The sequence below is a fragment of the Nocardia sp. NPDC019395 genome (assembly GCF_040632335.1).
Lineage (GTDB): Bacteria > Actinomycetota > Actinomycetes > Mycobacteriales > Mycobacteriaceae > Nocardia.
Genome location: NZ_JBEYBT010000036.1, coordinates 1 through 17930, shown reverse-complemented (window position 1 = coordinate 17930; position 17930 = coordinate 1). Strand labels below are relative to the sequence as shown.

Below are 17930 nucleotides of genomic sequence, written 5' to 3'. Positions count from 1 at the left end.
GCCCGGTCCCATTCCGAACCCGGAAGCTAAGCCTGCCAGCGCCGATGGTACTGCACTCGACAGGGTGTGGGAGAGTAGGACACCGCCGGAACATAATTCCCTTCAGGGGCCCACATTCGTGGGCCCCTGAAGTGCTTTTCGAGGTAGATGGCCCTGGCCACCCCGACCGCTGGAGCAACCCTCGGCCGCGGTCAAGAACGTGTCGAGATCATCGTTGTGGTCCGGCATCGAATGTTATTCCGTACGGGGATCCACGATTCGGCGCCGCGGCGCCCAATGGCGGATATGCCGGGCTGTCCGGCTATGACCCTCGGCCGCAGCCATCTCCGTTGTCAGGGTAGTGATCGCAGTTGTTGTGCTGCTCGGACTAACGTTCGGTGGTGCGCTGGGTGCGTACTTCTGGGTCGGACAGCGTATTCGAAATCGAATGACCGTCGCCTATACCCGGCGTCGCTGAGCTGTTCCGGTCTGTTCGCCCGGGTTCCCCGCGAGGCGCCGTTCCGAATCGTGCTCGGGTAGGGCCTAGACTCTGCCGGATGCGACTCGTGATTGCTCGTTGCCAGGTCGACTATGTGGGGCGGTTGACCGCTCATCTGCCGATGGCTCGCCGGCTGCTGATGCTCAAGGCGGACGGGTCGGTGCTTGTGCATTCCGATGGGGGGTCGTACAAGCCGTTGAACTGGATGAGTCCGCCGTGCTGGGTCGAGGAACGTGAGCCGGATGCCGCCGCGGAACAGTTGAAGGCGCTCTGGGTGGTGAGCAACAAGGCGGGGGAGGAATTGCGGATCAGTATCGAGGAGATCGAGCACGACTCCAGCCATGAGCTCGGTGTGGATCCCGGTCTGGTGAAGGACGGGGTGGAGGCGCATCTGCAGGAGTTGCTGGCCGAGCATGTGGAGACCCTCGGTACCGGGTTCAGTTTGATCCGGCGGGAGTACATGACCGCCATCGGTCCCGTGGACCTGCTGTGCCGGGACGCGGACGGGCAGACGGTCGCGGTGGAGATCAAACGGCGGGGTGAGATCGACGGGGTCGAGCAGCTCACCCGCTACCTCGAGTTGCTGAACCGGGACCCGCTGCTCACGCCGGTGGCCGGAGTGTTCGCGGCGCAGCAGATCAAACCACAGGCGCGGACGCTTGCGGAGGACCGCGGGATCCGGTGCCTCACGCTGGATTACAACGCTCTACGTGGGACGGAGAGCAACGAATTCCGGCTCTTCTAGACTGGAAGACATGCCACGACGGAAACCGCGCAGCGAGCGTTACGGGGCGCCGCAACAATTGGGCACCGGACTGGGCGATGTCTACCGCCGGACCGAAACGGGCCCCGACGGTGACGAGTACGTGGTGCGGACGGTGCCCGGTGCCCGGGCGGTGAAGCGGTACCGATGCCCGGGCTGCGATCACGAGATCATGCCGGGCATCGCGCACGTGGTCGCGTGGCCGGCCGGCAGTGGCGAAACAGACCGCCGACATTGGCATCGTGGCTGCTGGAATGGCCGGAACACCCGAGGCATAACCCGTCGCTGGTCCTAGCAACACCCCTTCACAGCTGGTCCACGCCGAGAGCGGTGGTCAACAAGGGCCCCCGCTACGCCAGACGGCGGCGTCCAACACTGTGCGTTTCCGGAGCGTCCAGCGGAGTTCGCGCAGCGACCGACCGCCGCGAGTGAAGAGCTGGTTGACAGGCCCCGACTCGGGGGCCGCCCGAGGCGACGCCGCAGCACACCGGACATGAGGAAGGCCGCCCCCGTGGGGGCGGCCTTCGGCGTGATTTGTCGTGTCGCCGTTTACGTTCCGACAGCAGCTCTGGTCGAGCTCAGTTGCTGATGTCGGCGTTCTCGCGATCTTCCTCGACGATATCGTCCGACTCGTCCTCGTTGCCGACCTCGGGGATCGCCTTCTGGCGCGAGCCGGAAACCGACTTGTTCTGACCACTGCCGATGGACTTACGGGGCTGTTCGGGGACACCGTCGAGCAGTTCGCTCTCGCGGTTCACGGCGGCGAGCATGGCGGGTACCGAATCGAGCTGGCCACGGATGCCGAGCAGCTGGGCCAGGACCCGGCCGCGCAGGACCCGCATCTCCTCTGCCAGTTCCTTGGCGTGCGCGATCTTGCGCTCGGAGGTCTGGGTGGCGGAGGTGATGAGGCGGTTGGCCTCGTCGGTGGCGTCCTTGATGCGCTGTGCGGCCTCGGCGCGGCTGGTGGCCTCGAGCTCCTCCATGGCGCGGGTCAGCTTGGTGCGCCGCTCGGCCATGGTGACCTCGAAGTCCTGCTGCGTCGCCTTGCGCTTGGCGTCGGACTCCTTGGCCAGGCGTTCGGACTCGGCCTGGGCGGCTTCGATGATCTTGGCGGACTCGGTACGAGCGTTGGCGACGGTCTGCTCGTACTCGATTTCGAGAGCTTCGCGCTTCTCTTTGGTCTCGGCGAGCAGCGATTCGTACTTGCCGCGCATCTCCGTGGCCTGCTGCTCGGCGATGGACACCATCTCCGCGGCCTCGGCCTGCGCGAGCGCACGAACTTCGGACGCCTCGTCGGAAGCCAGTCGCAGCATCCGGGAGATACGATCGCTCATCCCTTCCGCGGTGGTCGGCGGGACGGACAGCCGGTCGACTTCCTTACGGAGCTCGTCGATTTCGTCGCGGGCATCCTCCAGCTGACTGGCGAGGTTGCGGGCCTGGGCGGCAGCGGCATCGCGGTCGGTGGCGGTGACCCGCAACTCGGCATCGAAACGGTCGAAATAGTTACGTACCTCGTCTTGCGCATAACCCTTGCGCACGACGGTGAAGGGCAGCGCAACGAAGCGATTGCGATCGGACTCGGGTGACGACATGGCCAACAAACTACAGCCTGAGACCGGCGCATGGTGAGTCGACCGGGAATGTTATCGGAGCTACTCCTTACAGTCCGATTACGATACTAGTGCGTAACATTCGGATCTGGTTCCAGTAACTCGACCAGCACACCGCCAGCATCCTTCGGGTGGACGAAGTTGATCCGGGAATCGGCGGTTCCGCGACGCGGCGCCTCGTACAGCAGACGGATCCCGCGATCGCGCAGATATGCGGAAACGGCGTCGATATCGGTGACTCGGAAGGCCAGTTGCTGCAGACCGGGGCCGCTGCGGTCGATGAACTTGGCGATGGTGGACGTTTCGTCGAGCGGAGCCAGCAACTGCAGAGCAGTCGAATCGTCCTCGGCGGCGGGGGCGGACAGCATCGCCTCCTGGACGCCCTGTTCCTCGTTGACCTCCCGGTGGGTTTCGACCAGGCCGAGAGTCTCGGCGTACCAAGCCACGGCCGCGTCCAGGTCGGGTACGGCGATGCCGACGTGATCGACTGCGACGACGTAGTCGGCAGGGATGAATTCTGATGACGGGGTAGCGGTGCTCACCCTTCGAACGTAGCGCGTTCCGGCGCCGCGTTCGCCTGTGCCCACCCAGAACGCGGTCGATCGAGGGCAGCTGCCTTCAAATATTCGCGGGTGATCCGGGCATACCTCTGCTCGGTTCTCGTGCGCCCGCAGGTTACCGTGAAGTAGTCCGCACGGCGCGTCCACGACGCGCCGAGGTCGCTGTTGTACCGAACTGGGCTCCGGCACCGCTGGGAGATACGTGGAAACCATCTCCCGGACCGATCACATGGCTGGTCGGGGCCCGCCCCGGTCTGGAGCGACCAGAGGGAGGGAGCGCAGCGACCGACCGGCGGGAGTGAAGACCGGGGTTAATAGGGCCCCGACCCCGCGCCGCCGGAGGCGGCGCCATAGACACAGGAGGTTCGTCGTGACCAACTCCGTGATCGTGTCCGGTGCCCGTACTCCGATCGGCCGCCTGCTGGGCGGTTTGAAGGGTTTCAGTGGCTCCGATCTCGGTGGCTTCGCAATCGCCGCCGCGTTGGAGAAGGGCGGTGTCCGCGGCGACCAGGTCGACTACGTGATCATGGGTCAGGTGCTCACCGCGGGGGCCGGGCAGATTCCGGCTCGGCAGGCCGCCGTCGCCGGCGGTATTCCGATGGATGTCCCGGCGCTCACCCTGAACAAGGTGTGCCTGTCCGGTATCAACGCCATCGCCCTTGCGGATCAGCTGATCCGGGCGGGGGAGCACGAGATCGTGGTCGCCGGCGGTCAGGAGTCGATGAGCCGCGCCCCGCATATGCTCGAAAAGAGCCGGGAGGGTTTCAAATACGGCGATGTGACGCTGCGCGACCATATGGCCTACGACGGCCTGCACGATATCTTCACCGACCAGGCGATGGGCGCGCTCACCGAGCAGCGCAACGGCAAGGATCCGATTGCCCGGGCCGATCAGGACGCTTTCGCCGCGGCCTCGCATCAGCGGGCCGCCGCCGCATGGAAGAACGGGGTGTTCGACGACGAGGTGGTGCCGGTCGAGGTGCCGCAGCGTAAAGGCGACCCGGTGCTGTTCCGGCAGGACGAGGGGATCCGCGCCGACACCACCGCCGAGTCGCTGTCGAAGTTGCGTCCCTCGTTCAGCAAGGACGGCTCGATCACGGCCGGGTCGGCCTCGCAGATCTCCGACGGCGCCGCGGCAGTCGTGGTGATGAGCAAGGCCAAGGCGCAGGAGCTCGGGTTGAGCTGGATCGCCGAGATCGGTGCGGCCGGTGTGGTGGCCGGGCCGGATTCGACACTGCAGGATCAGCCGGCGAATGCCATTGCGAAGGCGTGCGCCAAGGAAGGCATCGCGCCGGCCGATCTGGATCTGGTGGAGATCAACGAGGCATTCGCGGCGGTGGGTATCGCCTCGACCCGCAAGCTCGGTATCGACCCGGAGAAGGTGAATGTCAACGGTGGCGCCATCGCCGTCGGGCATCCGCTCGGGATGTCGGGCGCACGGATCGTGCTGCATCTGGCGCTGGAGTTGAAGCGGCGCGGTGGTGGGGTCGGTGCGGCGGCGCTCTGCGGTGGCGGCGGTCAGGGCGATGCGCTGATCATCAAGGTCTGAACGTCCGGTATGACCGGTGTGACCGGTTCGACTACGACGGCGTGTAGTGGCTGAGGCACAATGGTGCGCATGAACTTTCTTGGTCTGCGCACCACTGCCGGCCGGTTCCGCTTCTTCGCCGTGCTCGAGGCTATTTCCTGGGCGGGGTTGCTGATCGGGATGGCCTTCAAGTACCTGCCCGAAGAGGGCAACGAAATCGGCGTGAAGATCTTCGGTCCGGTACACGGCACCATCTTCATTCTGTTCGTGCTGGTCGCGCTGCTGGCGTCGCGTGAGTTCGAATGGAACTGGAAGACCACCGTGCTGGCACTGCTGTCCAGCATTCCGCCGTTCTTCACGGTGCTGTTCGAGGTGTGGGCCGTGCGCAGCGGCAAATTCGCCGAAGCGGGTGCGCCCGGTGGCACCGAGTCCCCGAAGACTCTCGCCGCCTCGTCGTGACAGACTGGAACCTGTGACTCGACCAGCATCTCGCCGTCCTTCACCAGCCGCAGCCGCCGCCATGTCCGGGGCGGTCGATCTGTCCGCCCTGAAACAGCCGCCCGCGGGTGCGGGGGCCGACGTCGGCGACCATACGGTCACCGAGGCGGATTTCGAGGCCAAGGTTCTGCGCCGCTCCAGCCAGGTACCTGTCGTGGTGGCGCTGTATTCACAGCGCAGCCCCGGCAGTATCGAGCTGGTGCAGCTGCTGGAACGGCTCGTGGGCGAGGCGAACGGCACCTGGGATCTGGCCGCCGTCGAAGCCGAGAGCAATATGCGGATCGCGCAGGCGTTCGGCGTGCAGGGCATTCCGACCGTGATCGCCGTCGCGGGTGGTCAGCCGCTGGCCGATTTCCAGGGCGGGCAGCCCGAGGATCAGGTCCGGCAATGGCTGGCCGCTGTCGTTCAGGCGGTGGAGGGCAAGCTCGAAGGAGACCCGGACGCCGAACCGGCCGAGCAGCCCGTCGACCCGCGTTTCGCGGCCGCCGAGGCATTGCTCGAACAGGGCGACCTCGCGGGCGCGCAGTCGGCCTACGAATCGATCGTGTCCCAGGAACCGGGTAATACCGAGGCCAAAGCGGCACTGCGTCAGGTGAAGTTCCTGGCGCGGGCCCAGGAGCTGCCGGAAACGGCGATCGCGACGGCCGACGCGGATCCGGCGAATATCGCCGCCGCGCTGGACGCCGCCGATGTGGAGATGTTCCAGCAGCGTCCCGAGGCGGCGTTCGATCGGCTGATCGGATTGATCAGCCGGACCTCGGGTGACGAACGCACCACCGTGCGTACCCGGCTGGTGGAACTGTTCGAGTTGTTCGATCAGGCCGAACCTTTTGTCGTCGCGGCCCGCCGCAAACTGGCGACGGCCCTCTACTGACTCCCGCCGGGGCGCTGGGTCAGCCAGATGACGCTGAGCGGGCCCAGCGTGAGCCCGGCGGATGCGGGCCGGTCGTGCAGGGTGGTGGGTTCGGCGTGGACCACGCCGAGGTTTCCCGCGCCGGTTCCGCCGTATTCGAGCGCGTCGGTGTTCAGGATCTCGAACCAGTCACCCGCCTGGGGCAGGCCTATCCGGTAGTCGGCGTAGGTGCTACCGGAGAAGTTGCAGACGCAGGCCACGGTGCTGCCGTCGGAGGCATGCCGCAGGAACGCCAGCACATTGGACTCCCGGTCGTCACTGGTGATCCAGGAGTGGCCGCCGGGCGTGGTGTCCTGGCTCCACAGCGCCGGCTGCGCGCGGTAGACATTGTTGAGGTCGGCGACCAGTAGCTGGATCCCGCGGTGCAGCGGATTGTCCAGCTCGTGCCAGTCGAGGCTGTGGTCGTGCCACCACTCGCGGAAGTGGCCGAACTCCTGGCCCATGAACAGCAGTTGTTTACCGGGGTGGGCCCACATATAGGCGAGTAGCGCCCGCACACCCCCGGCTTTGGCGAATTCGTCGCCGGGCATCCGGGTCCACAGCGTCCCCTTCCCGTGCACGACTTCGTCGTGGCTGATGGGTAGCAGGTAGTTCTCGCTCCACGCGTACATGAGCGAGAAGGTGATCTCGTTGTGGTGCCAGATGCGGTGTACCGGATCGCGGCCCAGATAGCCCAGCGTGTCGTGCATCCAGCCCATATTCCATTTCATGCCGAAACCCAGACCGCCCACCTCGGTGGCCCGGGTGACACCGGGCCAGGTGGTGGATTCCTCGGCGACGGTCAGCACACCCGGATACGAACCGTGCAGGCTGTCGTTCAATTCGGTGAGGAAAGCGACCGCCTCCAGATTTTCGCGACCACCGTGGATATTCGGCTCCCAGCCGCCGGCGGGCCGGCCGTAGTCCAGATACAGCATGGCGGCGACCGCATCGACCCGCAGACCGTCGATATGGAACTCCTCGATCCAATAACGGGCGTTGGCGACCAGGAAATTGCGGACCTCCGGGCGGCCGTAGTCGAAAACATAGGTGCCCCACGCAGGTTGCTCGCCGCGGCGGGGATCCGGGTGCTCGTAGAGCGGGGTGCCGTCGAAGCGGGCCAGCGCCCAGGCGTCGCGGGGGAAATGTGCCGGCACCCAGTCGAGGATGACGCCGATGCCGTCGGCGTGCAGGCGGTCGACGAAGGCGCGGAAATCGTCGGGGCTGCCGAACCGCGCGGTCGGGGCATAGTAGGAGGTGACCTGATACCCCCACGAACCACCGAAAGGGTGCTCGGCGATGGGCAGGAGTTCCACGTGGGTGAAACCGAGGCGGCGCACATAGTCGCTGAGCCGGTCGGCCAGCTCTCGGTAGGAGAGGCCCGGCTGCCAGGATGCGAGATGGACCTCGAAGACACTCATCGGTGCCCGGGCCGGGTCGGTGTGGGATCGGGTGGTGAGCCAGCGCTGGTCGGTCCAGTGATGGGTGCTCTCGGCGACGACAGAAGCGGTGGCGGGCGGGAGTTCGGTGGCGAAAGCGAGCGGGTCCGCGTGGTCGGCGACGCGGCCGTCGGCGCCGTGCACGCGATACTTGTATCGGTCACCGGGCGCGGCGCCGGGTACGAAAACCTCCCACACACCGGACTGTCCGAGCGCGCGCATCGGCCAGGTGCCGCCCTGCCAATGGTCGAAATCGCCGAACACCGTGACACCGCGGGCGTTCGGGGCCCATACCGCGAACGACACCCCGGTGACCTCGCCGTCCAGCCCTGGGTAGCGCCGCGGATGCGCGCCGAGTACCTCCCACAACCGCTGATGGCGGCCTTCGCCGATCAGATGCAGATCGAGCTCGCCGAGAGTCGGCAGGTTGCGGTAGCCGTCCGCGAGAACGGTGGCCGGATGATGCGGGTAGGTGGTGACGACGCGGTAATCCAGCAGTTCGGGGTACGGGAGGGCGGCGGCGAAAACTCCGTGACCCAGGGACTCCAGCCGGTGCTGTGTGCCACCGACCAGGATCGAGACCGATTCCGCTTCCGGCCGCAGCACCCGGACGACCGTGCCGTCCGGACCGGGGTGGGCGCCGAGAACCGTATGCGGGTCGGGGTGGTTGCCCGCGGCCAGCAGCAGCAGATCCCGCCGATTCACCGTGACCTCATCCGAAGGACCGCCGGTAGGCCAGTCCGGCGCGGGCGTGATGCGGAACCGGGGGCAAGGCGATGATATGGGCGACCGCGCGGGCCGGGTCGAGCCGGATGTAGTTGGTCTGGGCCCAGTGGTACTGCTCGCCGCTTATCTCGTCGTGGACGACCGGGTGGTCGTGCCATTCGCGGCCGATGGCGGGCATATCCAGCGAGAGCATGCCCTGTTCGGCGGTGAACGGATTGAGATTCAGTACGACCAGGACGGCATCACCGGTCGCGGGGTCGATCTTCGAATACGCCAGCAGATTGTCGTTGTCGATGTGATGGAAATGCAGACAGCGCAGCTGCCGCAGCGCCGGATGGCGGCGGCGGATCTCGTTGAGCCGGGTCAGCCAGGGTTCCAGCGATTCGCCGCGGGCGCGGGCCTCGGCGAACGGACGGGGGCGCAGCTCGTACTTCTCCGAATCCAGATACTCCTCGCTGCCGGGGCGCACTGGCTGGTGTTCGTACAGTTCGTAACCGGAATAGACGCCCCAGCTCGGGGCGAGGGTGGCGGCGAGCGCGGCGCGCACGGCGAACATGCCCGGGCCGCCGTGCTGGAGGCTTTCGTGCAGGATATCCGGGGTGTTCACGAACAGGTTGGGTCGCGCCTCGTCGGCTTTGGCGGCGAGTTCGCTGCCGAACTCGATCAGTTCGTGCTTATGGGTGCGCCAGGTGAAGTAGGTGTAGGACTGGCTGAAACCCCGCCGGGCCAGACCGTACAGGCGGGCCGGATAGGTGAACGCCTCTGACAGCAGTACCACGTCGGGGTCGGTGCGGCGGACGGCGGTGATCAGCCATTCCCAGAAATCGGCGGGTTTGGTGTGCGGGTTGTCGACACGGAAGATCTTCACGCCCAACCCGATCCAATACCGCACCACCCGTAGCACCTCGGCGTACAGGCCGTCGGGGTCGTTGTCGAAATCGAGCGGGTAGATGTCCTGGTATTTCTTCGGCGGGTTCTCGGCGTAGGCGATCGTGCCGTCCGGCAGGGTCGTGAACCATTCGGGATGGGCGGTGACCCACGGGTGGTCGGGCGCGCACTGGAGGGCCAGATCCAAGGCGACCTCGAGGCCGAGCTCGGCCGCGGCGCGGACGAACGCCGAGAAATCGGCCTCGGTACCGAGCTGCGGATGGAACGCGTCGTGCCCGCCCTCGGCCGACCCGATCGCCCACGGTGAGCCGACCTCGCCGGGACCGGCGGTGAGCGCGTTGTTGCGGCCCTTGCGATTCACCCGGCCGATCGGATGGATCGGTGGCAGATAGGCGACATCGAACCCCATCGCCGCGATCCGCGGCAGATCGGCGGCCGCGGTGGCGAAGGTGCCGTGCACCGGATCGCCGGCGGTATCGCGACCACCGGTCGAACGGGGGAAGAACTCGTACCACGCGCCGGTCAGGGCGCGGGTACGTTCGACCAGAACCGAGAACTGCCGGCCACGGGTGACCAGATCCCGCAGCGGGTCGGCCCGCAGGATCTCCGCGACTTCATCGGTGAACGCCGGAGCGACCCGCGCGGGCAGCGGTTCGGCCCCGCGCAGAGCCGCCGCCACCGCGCGCAGCCGCTCGAACTGTTTCTTACCGACAGCCTGCGCCGCCCGGTCGAACAACCGGGCGCCGGCCTCCAGATCGTTGGCGAGATCGACCGCGCTCTGCCCGACCGCCAGTTTCGCTTCCACAGCGGACCGCCACGTCGCGATGGAATCGGCCCAGCCCTCGACGCGGTAGTGCCACAGGCCGGGCGCACTGGGGGTGAAGATCCCGTTGAACACATCGGGCTGGTAGTCGGGGGTCATCTGGACCCGGGTGGACCGCGATGCCCCGGGCGCGCGTATCGCCAGGGTCGCGCCGACCAGCCCGTGACCGTCCCGCCACACCACGGCGCGCACGGGGAACACCTCTCCGACCACCGCCTTCGCCGGATATCCTCCGGGGATATGCGGGGCGGTGTCATCGATCGCGATGCGGCCGGTCATCCAGCAACATTATTGGCGCCGTCTTCGGCGTCGCGTGGTCGGGGTGGCTGTTTCTATGGCGCCGCCTCCGGGCGTGGGGGTGGGGGCGCTGTTGGCCCCGCTCCGGACGTAGATCATCCGTGGAGGCGACTCCGCGCTCGGCGTAGACCATATGCGAAGGTGACTCCGCTTTCGATGTAAACCATCCGTGAAGGGGCGGGCTGTGTTTTTGGAGGCGCTCCGCGCCTCGAGGGCGGGGCCCTATTAACCCGGTTCTTCACTCCGGCGCTCAGTCGCTGCGCTCCTTCGCTCTGTCGCTCCAGAACCGGGCGGGCCCCACCCGCAAAGGCTGATCGCACGTAGGAAGGGGTCGGTGTGGAACGGGCACCACAACACATTTGGACCGGGCCGAGCAGGCGGTAGTTCGGTGGGCGGGAGGCCGATCCAACCGTGAGGTCCTTTGGGCGTGCCGGTGATCAGGGGTGCTCATCGTCGCCTCTGGGGCCGGAGGGGAGGGGGAGGTGGGGCCAGTGGGACAGGTCGGCGAGCAGCTGGCGGTCGTGGGTGGCGACGACGACGGTTGCCGGGGTGTCCGACAGGGCGGCGGTGAGGTCGTCGACGAGTGATATCGACAGGTGGTTCGTGGGTTCGTCGCAGAGGAGCACCGTGGGGCGGGTGGCCAGTCGGAGGGCTAGATGCAGGCGGCGCTGCTGGCCCTGGGACAGTTTCCCGACCGGTGTCCGGTGCGACGCCTTCTCCAGCAGGCCTATCGACGCCAGCGGTACCGGAGCGATATCGCTGTGCAAGGCGAGACCGCGCACGTGACGGTCGTAGAGTTCCTGCGCGGTCGGCTCCGGATCCCAGGCCGGTATCTCCTGGTCGATGCGGACGATCCGGGCGGTGTCGTGGTGGTGGACGCTGCCGGTGGACGGCTCGAGTTCACCGGCCAGCACCGTCAGCAGTGTGGATTTGCCGGCACCGTTGTGCCCGGTGACCACGAGGCGTTGGCCGGCGTCCAGGGCGAGCGTGACGGGGGCGTCCAGCCGACCCGCCACCGTGATGTCATCACAGCGCAGCAGTGGGGTGCCGCGCCGGACGGCGAGCTCGGGAAAACGCAGCCGCAGGGGCGGTTCCGGCACGGTGACGGCGTGTGCGTCGAGATCCGCCCGGCGCCGGTTGAGTGCTTGTACGAGGCCCGGCGTCCGGGACTGCCGCTGATGCTTACCGTGACCCTTGTCCGGGCGCCAACCGGTCTCGAGCCGGTCGCGGGCGTGTGCGACAGCTTCCCGCAGGCGGGCGTGCTCGGCCAGCTGGTCCGCGTGGTCGTTCTCCCACTGTTCGCGGGCCCGGCGCCGGCCCTCCTGCCAACCGGCGTACCCGCCCGCGAAGATCTGTGGCCGGCCGTCCCGGCTCGGATCCAGATCGAGGAACTCGTCGGCGACCTCACGCAGCAGCGCACGGTCGTGACTGACGACCGCCAGTCCACCAGCCCGGGAATGCAACCGCCGGGTGAGGAAGTCCAGTCCGTCCCGGTCGAGGTGATTGGTCGGCTCGTCCAGGAGCAGGATGTCCTGGGTCGCTCCGAGCAGGCACGCGAGCCGGACTCGATAGCGTTGCCCCACAGAGAGCGTCTCCAGGGGGCGTTCTCTGTCGGTACACGCCCCGAGGGTCGCCAGCGCGATATCGACCCGGCGTTCGGCATCCCAGGCGTCGAGCCGGGTGGCCGCGTCCAACGCGGCGGCGTAGGCGTCGTCGGCTCCGGATACGCCGTCGGCGAGCGAACGGGTCGCGGAATCGAGGTCCCGCAAGGCCCGCACCGACGGCTCGATGGATTCGGTGACGAGAGTGCCCACGGTCGTGCCCTCGCGGAACGGCAGGGCCTGCTGCGCGACACCGACCGTGCCGATGCGGCCGACGGTGCCGCTGTCGGGTCGGCGCAGGCCCGCCAAGACCTGCAACAGCGTGGTCTTACCGCGCCCGTTCTCGCCGACGACGGCGAGCCGGGAACGAGCGGACACGGTGACGGAGACATCCGCCAGAACCGGCCGCGAACCGAGGGTCACGTGGATCGAGGTCGCGCGGATATGCGCGTGCGCGCCGGCCGGCAGCCGATCCGTGGACGGAGGTTCTATGTGCCGGTGATCGGCAGAAGGCAGGCCGCTGTGGGCCGTGTGAGAACCGGAAAAAGTACGAGAAGTAGACATCGAAGCTCCGCAGCTCGAGGAAGGGAGCCGGGACAGCACAGATCGCCGCCCGGCACGACTGCTCGGACGGCGGCTTCAGAGAATCGTCGGAATTCCGATCGCCGCCGTCAGCGGCGCGACCAGGGCTTCATCGACACAGAACCTGCAAACACGACCGGAACATTAACGAAGCCGTCCAGCCGTGACAACGAGATTTCGCACACGGTGCTTTTCTCGGTGCGCCGACGCGCGGGGGCTGCGGCCCCCCTGCGTCGTCGTCCAGCTGACTGCGGGTTGCTCGGTGTCCGGCCGTTCATCCGATGCTCAGGTGCAGGTGGCTCAGACGTCTGACGAGCAGGCTCGGCAGCCACCGTCCGGTGGCGGTCGCTCGAACAGTGGTGGTGCGTTCGAGAAGGTGGCCGATCACGATGCGGGCTTCGAGTCTGGCCAGGGCGGCGCCGACGCAGAAGTGTGGCCCTCGACCGAAACTGAGGTGATTCTTCGCCGCTGCCCGGTCGAGCCGGAATTCGGCGGGATCGTCGAAATGCGACGGATCCCGGTTGGCCGCGCCCCACAACAAGAACAGTCGCGAGCCTGCCCTGAGGTGCACCCCGCACAGTTCCGTGTCGTCGACGACGTGTCGATAGTGACCCCGGAACGGTGGCTCGTAACGCAGCACCTCTTCGAGGAAGATACCGAGGAGCTCGGGATCTTCCCGGACTCGCCGCTGGATACCGGGGCGGGTCGCGAGAATCCACGCCGCGGTACCGATGAGCGAGGCCGTGGATTCTCCACCCGCGCTGAACAGGGTGATCATCATGGTCAACGCCGCGGTCTCGGCCAGTTCCCCAGTGGCACACGCTGTTGCGAGATCGCCCAGGAGATCCTCGCGCGGGTCGGCGGCCGCCTGCCGGAACTGTCCGTCGATGTAGCCGGCCAGTTCCATCACCGCGGCACCCGCGGCCTCCAGTTGGTCTTCGGTGACCAGCCCTTCGACCAGCTGGGTCGCGGAGTACCCCCATCGGCTCAGTTTGCCGATATCGGCAACGGGCACGCCGATGATCCGCGCGACGATCATCATCGGGAGTTTGTCGGCCATCGCCGCCATCCATTCGATGCCGCCGTCATCGGCATCGAGCTTCCACAGGTGCTCAGCGGTCCGGGCGATGAGGGGTTCGACAGCGTTGATGCGTTTGGCTACCAAGTGGGGCAGCAGTGCCTTGCGGTGCACTGTATGGCTCGGCTCGTCAGCGGTCGCCAGCGCCTGCGTGGCACCGCCGAGCTCACCGATCCGGAACGCGGTCACGCCGTCTCCCGGGCGGTACATCATCGTCGCGGTCAGGTTGGAGGAGAAATCGTCACATCGGGTGACCGCCTCGTGGACCGCGTCCCAACCGCTCACCGCATAGAAATCCGAGTCACCGATCCGATGGACGGGTCCGGCCCGATGCATCCGCTCGTAGAGCGGGTACGGATCTTGGATGTTGTGGTCGTCGAACAGCGCGAGACCGAGGCCACCATCGAGCGGAGTCATAGCCCAACGGTGCGTGGACAGCGGGAACTACGTCAACGACCTGCGGCAAAGCTGCGATCCGACCGTCGTGCACTGCCACACGGTCGTCTCACCGGCGTGGTGACCACCTGCGAAAATGCTGGAACAATATGGAGATGACGTCTCAGATCTGAGAAGTCGTGCAGAATCTGATTCACGGAGGTGGACGCGGATGGTTCGTGACGACTGGGTGGTCGGGCAGAGTCGCCGTGCGGCCGCGGCCGAGCGAATCTACGCGGCAGCCACCGACCTCATCGTCAGTCGCGGCCTGGATGCCTTCGATATCGATACCCTGGCCGCACGGGTGCACTGCTCGCGAGCCACCATCTACCGCTACGCCGGTGGCAAAGCTCAGATCCGCGATGCCGTACTGATGCGCCTGTCCTCCGGCATCGTCGACACCGTCCGGGACGCCGTCGACGGACTCAGCGGCGCCGAACGAGTCGTCACCGCCATCACCGTGGCACTCGAACAGATCCGCGCCAACCCGCTACGACCGATGATGCTCGACCCACGCACACAGGAACTCGGCCGGATGCACACCTCACCACTGCTCAGCCGACTCGCCGCGGACCTCACCGGAATCACCGATCACGACCCACACGCGGCGCAATGGATCGTGCGTGTAGTCATGTCCTTCGCACATTGGCCCCTCCCGGACAACGACGTCGAACAGCGCATGATCCGCAGCTACGTCGCACCGGCATTCAACTCGTGAGGCAGGCCATTCACCGTAGATCTCTGTCTCACTTCCATAGAAACAGCCTCGACACCACCCCGTACGCAGAATTACCTAGATCCTGGTCGACTACAGAGACCTGATCGCCGTCTGTGGTGCAGGCGAGAAACGCATGCGGCGAGCCGCGAGTCTCGAGACCGAAAGCACGGACCGAGGGGGGCCGAAACCCGCGCCGGTGCAGGCGGCGCTATAAACACAGCATGAAGGCACTGCGTCGGTTCACCGTCCGCGCCCATTTGCCGGAGCGTCTGGCCGCGCTGGGTGAATTGTCGACCAATCTGCGCTGGTCGTGGCATGGTCCGACGCAGGACCTGTTCGCCGCGCTGGACCCGCGGCGGTGGGCCGAGATCGGGCACGATCCCGTGCGGATGCTGGGGGAGGTGCCGCCCGCCCGGATGGCCGAGCTCGCGGACGACCCCGAGTTTTGCGCGCGGCTGGATTCCGTGGCTGCCGATCTGCGGGCTTACCTGGATCGGCCCGGCGCCGATCTCGGGGTGCGGGGGGTCGCGTACTTTTCGATGGAATTCGGGGTCACCGAGGTGCTGCCGAACTATTCCGGTGGTCTCGGGATCCTGGCCGGGGACCATCTGAAGGCGGCCTCCGATCTCGGTGTGCCGTTGATCGCGGTGGGGCTGCTCTACCGGTCCGGGTATTTCCGGCAGTCGCTGACCGCCGACGGATGGCAGGCCGAGCGCTATCCCGCGCTGGACCCGCAGGGGTTGCCGCTGCGGCTGCTGGCCGTGGACGGTTCGCCGGTTCTGGTGCATGTGGCGATGCCGGATCGGCGGGTGCTGTCCGCGCGGGTGTGGATCGCACAGGTGGGGCGGGTGCCGCTGCTGCTGCTGGATTCGGATATCGCGGGTAACGACCCGGACCTGCGGGCCGTCACCGACCGGCTCTACGGCGGCGATCAGGACCACCGGATCGAACAGGAGATCCTCGCCGGGGTCGGTGGGGTGCGCGCGGTACGGGCCTATACCGCGGCCGCCGGGCTCCCGGATCCGGACGTTTTCCATATGAACGAGGGGCACGCGGGTTTCCTCGGCCTGGAACGGATTCGCGAATATCTTTCCGCCGGGCACGATTTCGATACGGCACTGGCCGCGGTGCGGGCCGCGACGGTATTTACCACGCACACCCCGGTGCCCGCCGGTATCGACCGATTCCCGGTATCGCTGATACACAGGTATTTCGGCGGCGCAGCGGGTGAATCGGACTCTCCGCTGCTGCCCGGTATCGGTGTCGACCGGATTGTCGCGCTGGGCCGGGAAGCCGACCCGTCGGTGTTCAATATGGCGCATATGGGGTTACGGCTCGCTCAGCGCGCCAACGGTGTGTCGCGACTGCACGGTGCCGTCAGCCGGAGCATGTTCAACCCGCTGTGGCCGGGATTCGATGCCGCGGAGGTGCCGATCGGATCGGTGACCAACGGTGTCCACGCCCCCACCTGGGCCGCACGAGAGTGGGGCGAGGTGCTGGACACCACCGGCGGCCCGGGTGACTGGGAGACGCTGCGCGATCTGGATCCGGAGCGGTTGTGGAATATCCGCAACACCCTGCGCGCGACGCTTGTCGAGGAGGTGCGCCGGCGGTTGCGCGTATCGTGGTTACAACGCGGGGCCGCCGAGGCCGAATTGAACTGGGTGGATTCGGTTTTCGACCCGGATGTGCTGACCGTCGGTTTCGCGCGCAGGGTTCCCACCTACAAGCGGCTGACGCTGATGCTGCGTGAGCCGCGACGACTACGCGATCTGCTGCTGGACCCGGACCGCCCCGTGCAGTTGGTGGTGGCGGGAAAGAGTCATCCGGCCGACGAAGGTGGCAAAGCGCTCATCCAGCAGGTGGTGCGGTTCGCCGACGACCCGGAGGTACGGCACCGCATCGTTTTCCTACCCGACTACGACATGTCCATGGCCCGATATCTGTACTGGGGTTGTGATGTGTGGCTGAACAATCCGTTACGACCCCTGGAGGCGTGCGGGACCTCCGGGATGAAATCGGCGCTCAACGGCGGCCTCAATCTGTCCATTCGCGACGGGTGGTGGGACGAGATGTTCGACGGGGAGAACGGCTGGGCCATCCCGACGGCGGACGGAGTCACCGACGACGACCGGCGCGACGATCTGGAAGCCACCGCGCTCTACGAGCTGATGGAGCGGACGGTCGCACCCCGGTTCTACGACCGCGATACGCGCGGGCTACCGCAGCGCTGGCTCGAGATGGTCCGGCACACGCTGTACACCCTCGGGCCGAAGGTGCAGGCGGACCGTATGGTGCGCGACTACGCCCAGCGGTACTACGCACCGGCCGCCGCCGCGGGCCGGCGGGCCACCGACGCGGATCTGCGAGATGCGCGGGAAGCCGCGGACTACCGGAACCGGGTGGCGCAGGCCTGGCCCGGGGTGCGGGTGGTGCAGGTGGACTCGACCGGCCTGCCCGATACGCCGGTACTGGGCGCGCCGCTGTCGCTCACCGCGCGAGTGGATCTGGCCGGTCTCCAACCGCGGGACGTGCTGGTACAGGCGGTGCTGGGCCGGGTTTCGCCCGAGGACGACCTCTCCGATATCCGGACGGTCACGATGGCGGCGGCCGGGCGCGAGAACCCGGAAACGGGAATCGAGTTGTTCACTGTCGAAACGCCGGTGCCGCTGTCGGGGGCGGTGGGGTACACGGTGCGGGTGCTGCCGGCGCACGAAACGCTGGCATCGAGTACCGAGCTGGGCTTGGTCGCGAACGCGTGAGGGAGGTGCCTACGGTGCCGCCTTCGTCGTCGCGGGGTCGGGGCGCTGTTGGCCGCTCGCTCTCGACGTAGATGTAACCACGTTCCTCTACGTGGACCGTCTGTGAAGGTAACCGCGCTCTTGGCGTAGGCGATCCGTGAAGGGGCGGGCTGTGTTATTGGAGCCGCTCCGCGGCTCGAGGGCGGGGCCCCGGGTAGCCCGGTTCTTCACTCCGGCGCTCAGTCGCTGCGCTCCTTCGCTCTGTCGCTCCAG

Annotated in this window: 13 protein-coding genes and 1 rRNA gene; 8 read left to right on the top strand and 6 right to left on the bottom strand. The window is 67.0% G+C overall.

Going from position 1 to position 17930, the window contains the following annotated elements:
* The 3 genes from rrf to ABZ827_RS31085 form a co-directional block, all read left to right on the top strand.
* Positions 1–91 (top strand): 5S ribosomal RNA (gene rrf, locus ABZ827_RS31095); the annotation flags it as partial.
* Positions 92–536: 445 nt separating this feature from the next.
* Positions 537–1223 carry an endonuclease NucS gene (gene nucS / locus ABZ827_RS31090; protein ID WP_357244596.1) on the top strand — a complete coding sequence of 229 codons (687 nt, stop codon included), beginning with the start codon at positions 537–539 and terminating at the stop codon, positions 1221–1223.
* Between the two features lie 10 nt (positions 1224–1233).
* The gene (locus ABZ827_RS31085) at positions 1234–1536 is read left to right on the top strand and encodes an ATP/GTP-binding protein (RefSeq protein WP_357244593.1); all 303 of its coding nucleotides are present in this window, start codon (positions 1234–1236) and stop codon (positions 1534–1536) included.
* Positions 1537–1819: 283 nt separating this feature from the next.
* Here the strand turns inward: ABZ827_RS31085 and ABZ827_RS31080 are convergent, their stop codons facing one another.
* Together ABZ827_RS31080 and mce are read right to left on the bottom strand one after the other, a co-directional pair.
* Complete coding sequence (locus tag ABZ827_RS31080) at positions 1820–2833, bottom strand: hypothetical protein (RefSeq protein WP_357244590.1); 1014 nt, start codon at positions 2831–2833, stop codon at positions 1820–1822.
* Positions 2834–2919: 86 nt separating this feature from the next.
* Positions 2920–3393 (bottom strand): methylmalonyl-CoA epimerase, encoded by a 474-nt coding sequence (gene mce / locus ABZ827_RS31075; RefSeq protein ID WP_357244587.1) that lies wholly within the window; start codon positions 3391–3393, stop codon positions 2920–2922.
* A 388-nt stretch (positions 3394–3781) separates the two neighbouring features.
* Here mce and ABZ827_RS31070 point away from each other — a divergent pair, with 388 nt between their 5' ends.
* The 3 genes from ABZ827_RS31070 to ABZ827_RS31060 all read left to right on the top strand — a co-directional run bounded on the left by ABZ827_RS31070 (position 3782) and on the right by ABZ827_RS31060 (position 6311).
* Positions 3782–4960, top strand: a complete 1179-nt coding sequence (locus ABZ827_RS31070; RefSeq protein WP_357244584.1) for an acetyl-CoA C-acetyltransferase — start codon at positions 3782–3784, stop codon at positions 4958–4960.
* A gap of 69 nt (positions 4961–5029) precedes the next feature.
* On the top strand, positions 5030–5398 hold the full coding sequence (locus ABZ827_RS31065; protein WP_357244581.1) for a DUF3817 domain-containing protein: 369 nt from the start codon (positions 5030–5032) through the stop codon (positions 5396–5398).
* A gap of 61 nt (positions 5399–5459) precedes the next feature.
* A complete protein-coding gene (locus tag ABZ827_RS31060) occupies positions 5460–6311 on the top strand; it encodes a tetratricopeptide repeat protein (RefSeq protein ID WP_357244602.1) in 852 nt (283 codons plus the stop codon).
* Here ABZ827_RS31060 and glgB read toward each other — a convergent pair.
* The 4 genes from glgB to ABZ827_RS31040 form a co-directional block, all read right to left on the bottom strand.
* The gene (glgB, locus tag ABZ827_RS31055; RefSeq protein ID WP_357244578.1) at positions 6305–8473 is read right to left on the bottom strand and encodes a 1,4-alpha-glucan branching protein GlgB; all 2169 of its coding nucleotides are present in this window, start codon (positions 8471–8473) and stop codon (positions 6305–6307) included. The two genes, ABZ827_RS31060 and glgB, sit on opposite strands and share 7 nt — an antisense overlap.
* Before the next feature lie 7 nt (positions 8474–8480).
* Positions 8481–10484 carry an alpha-1,4-glucan--maltose-1-phosphate maltosyltransferase gene (locus ABZ827_RS31050; protein WP_357244575.1) on the bottom strand — a complete coding sequence of 668 codons (2004 nt, stop codon included), beginning with the start codon at positions 10482–10484 and terminating at the stop codon, positions 8481–8483.
* 455 nt (positions 10485–10939) lie between these two features.
* The gene (locus tag ABZ827_RS31045; RefSeq protein ID WP_357244599.1) at positions 10940–12595 is read right to left on the bottom strand and encodes an ABC-F family ATP-binding cassette domain-containing protein; all 1656 of its coding nucleotides are present in this window, start codon (positions 12593–12595) and stop codon (positions 10940–10942) included.
* Between the two features lie 364 nt (positions 12596–12959).
* Entirely contained in the window at positions 12960–14180 is a 1221-nt protein-coding gene (locus ABZ827_RS31040; RefSeq protein ID WP_357244572.1) for a cytochrome P450, read from the bottom strand.
* 190 nt (positions 14181–14370) lie between these two features.
* On the opposite strand from ABZ827_RS31040, the gene ABZ827_RS31035 reads away from it, so the two are divergent.
* Positions 14371–14916 carry a TetR/AcrR family transcriptional regulator gene (locus ABZ827_RS31035; protein WP_357244569.1) on the top strand — a complete coding sequence of 182 codons (546 nt, stop codon included), beginning with the start codon at positions 14371–14373 and terminating at the stop codon, positions 14914–14916.
* A gap of 221 nt (positions 14917–15137) precedes the next feature.
* On the top strand, positions 15138–17678 hold the full coding sequence (gene glgP, locus ABZ827_RS31030; protein WP_357244567.1) for an alpha-glucan family phosphorylase: 2541 nt from the start codon (positions 15138–15140) through the stop codon (positions 17676–17678).
* The last annotated feature ends 252 nt before the right edge of the window (positions 17679–17930 follow it).

What these genes read in the sequence shown, in the direction of transcription:
- ABZ827_RS31050 (WP_357244575.1), bottom strand. Translation starts at nt 10,484, where the DNA reads ATGACCGGCCGCATCGCGATCGATGACACCGCCCCGCATATCCCCGGA.
- ABZ827_RS31035 (WP_357244569.1), top strand. Translation starts at nt 14,371, where the DNA reads ATGGTTCGTGACGACTGGGTGGTCGGGCAGAGTCGCCGTGCGGCCGCG.
- ABZ827_RS31065 (WP_357244581.1), top strand. Translation starts at nt 5,030, where the DNA reads ATGAACTTTCTTGGTCTGCGCACCACTGCCGGCCGGTTCCGCTTCTTC.
- ABZ827_RS31080 (WP_357244590.1), bottom strand. Translation starts at nt 2,833, where the DNA reads ATGTCGTCACCCGAGTCCGATCGCAATCGCTTCGTTGCGCTGCCCTTC.
- ABZ827_RS31085 (WP_357244593.1), top strand. Translation starts at nt 1,234, where the DNA reads ATGCCACGACGGAAACCGCGCAGCGAGCGTTACGGGGCGCCGCAACAA.
- nucS (WP_357244596.1), top strand. Translation starts at nt 537, where the DNA reads ATGCGACTCGTGATTGCTCGTTGCCAGGTCGACTATGTGGGGCGGTTG.
- ABZ827_RS31060 (WP_357244602.1), top strand. Translation starts at nt 5,460, where the DNA reads ATGTCCGGGGCGGTCGATCTGTCCGCCCTGAAACAGCCGCCCGCGGGT.
- ABZ827_RS31040 (WP_357244572.1), bottom strand. Translation starts at nt 14,180, where the DNA reads ATGACTCCGCTCGATGGTGGCCTCGGTCTCGCGCTGTTCGACGACCAC.
- glgP (WP_357244567.1), top strand. Translation starts at nt 15,138, where the DNA reads ATGAAGGCACTGCGTCGGTTCACCGTCCGCGCCCATTTGCCGGAGCGT.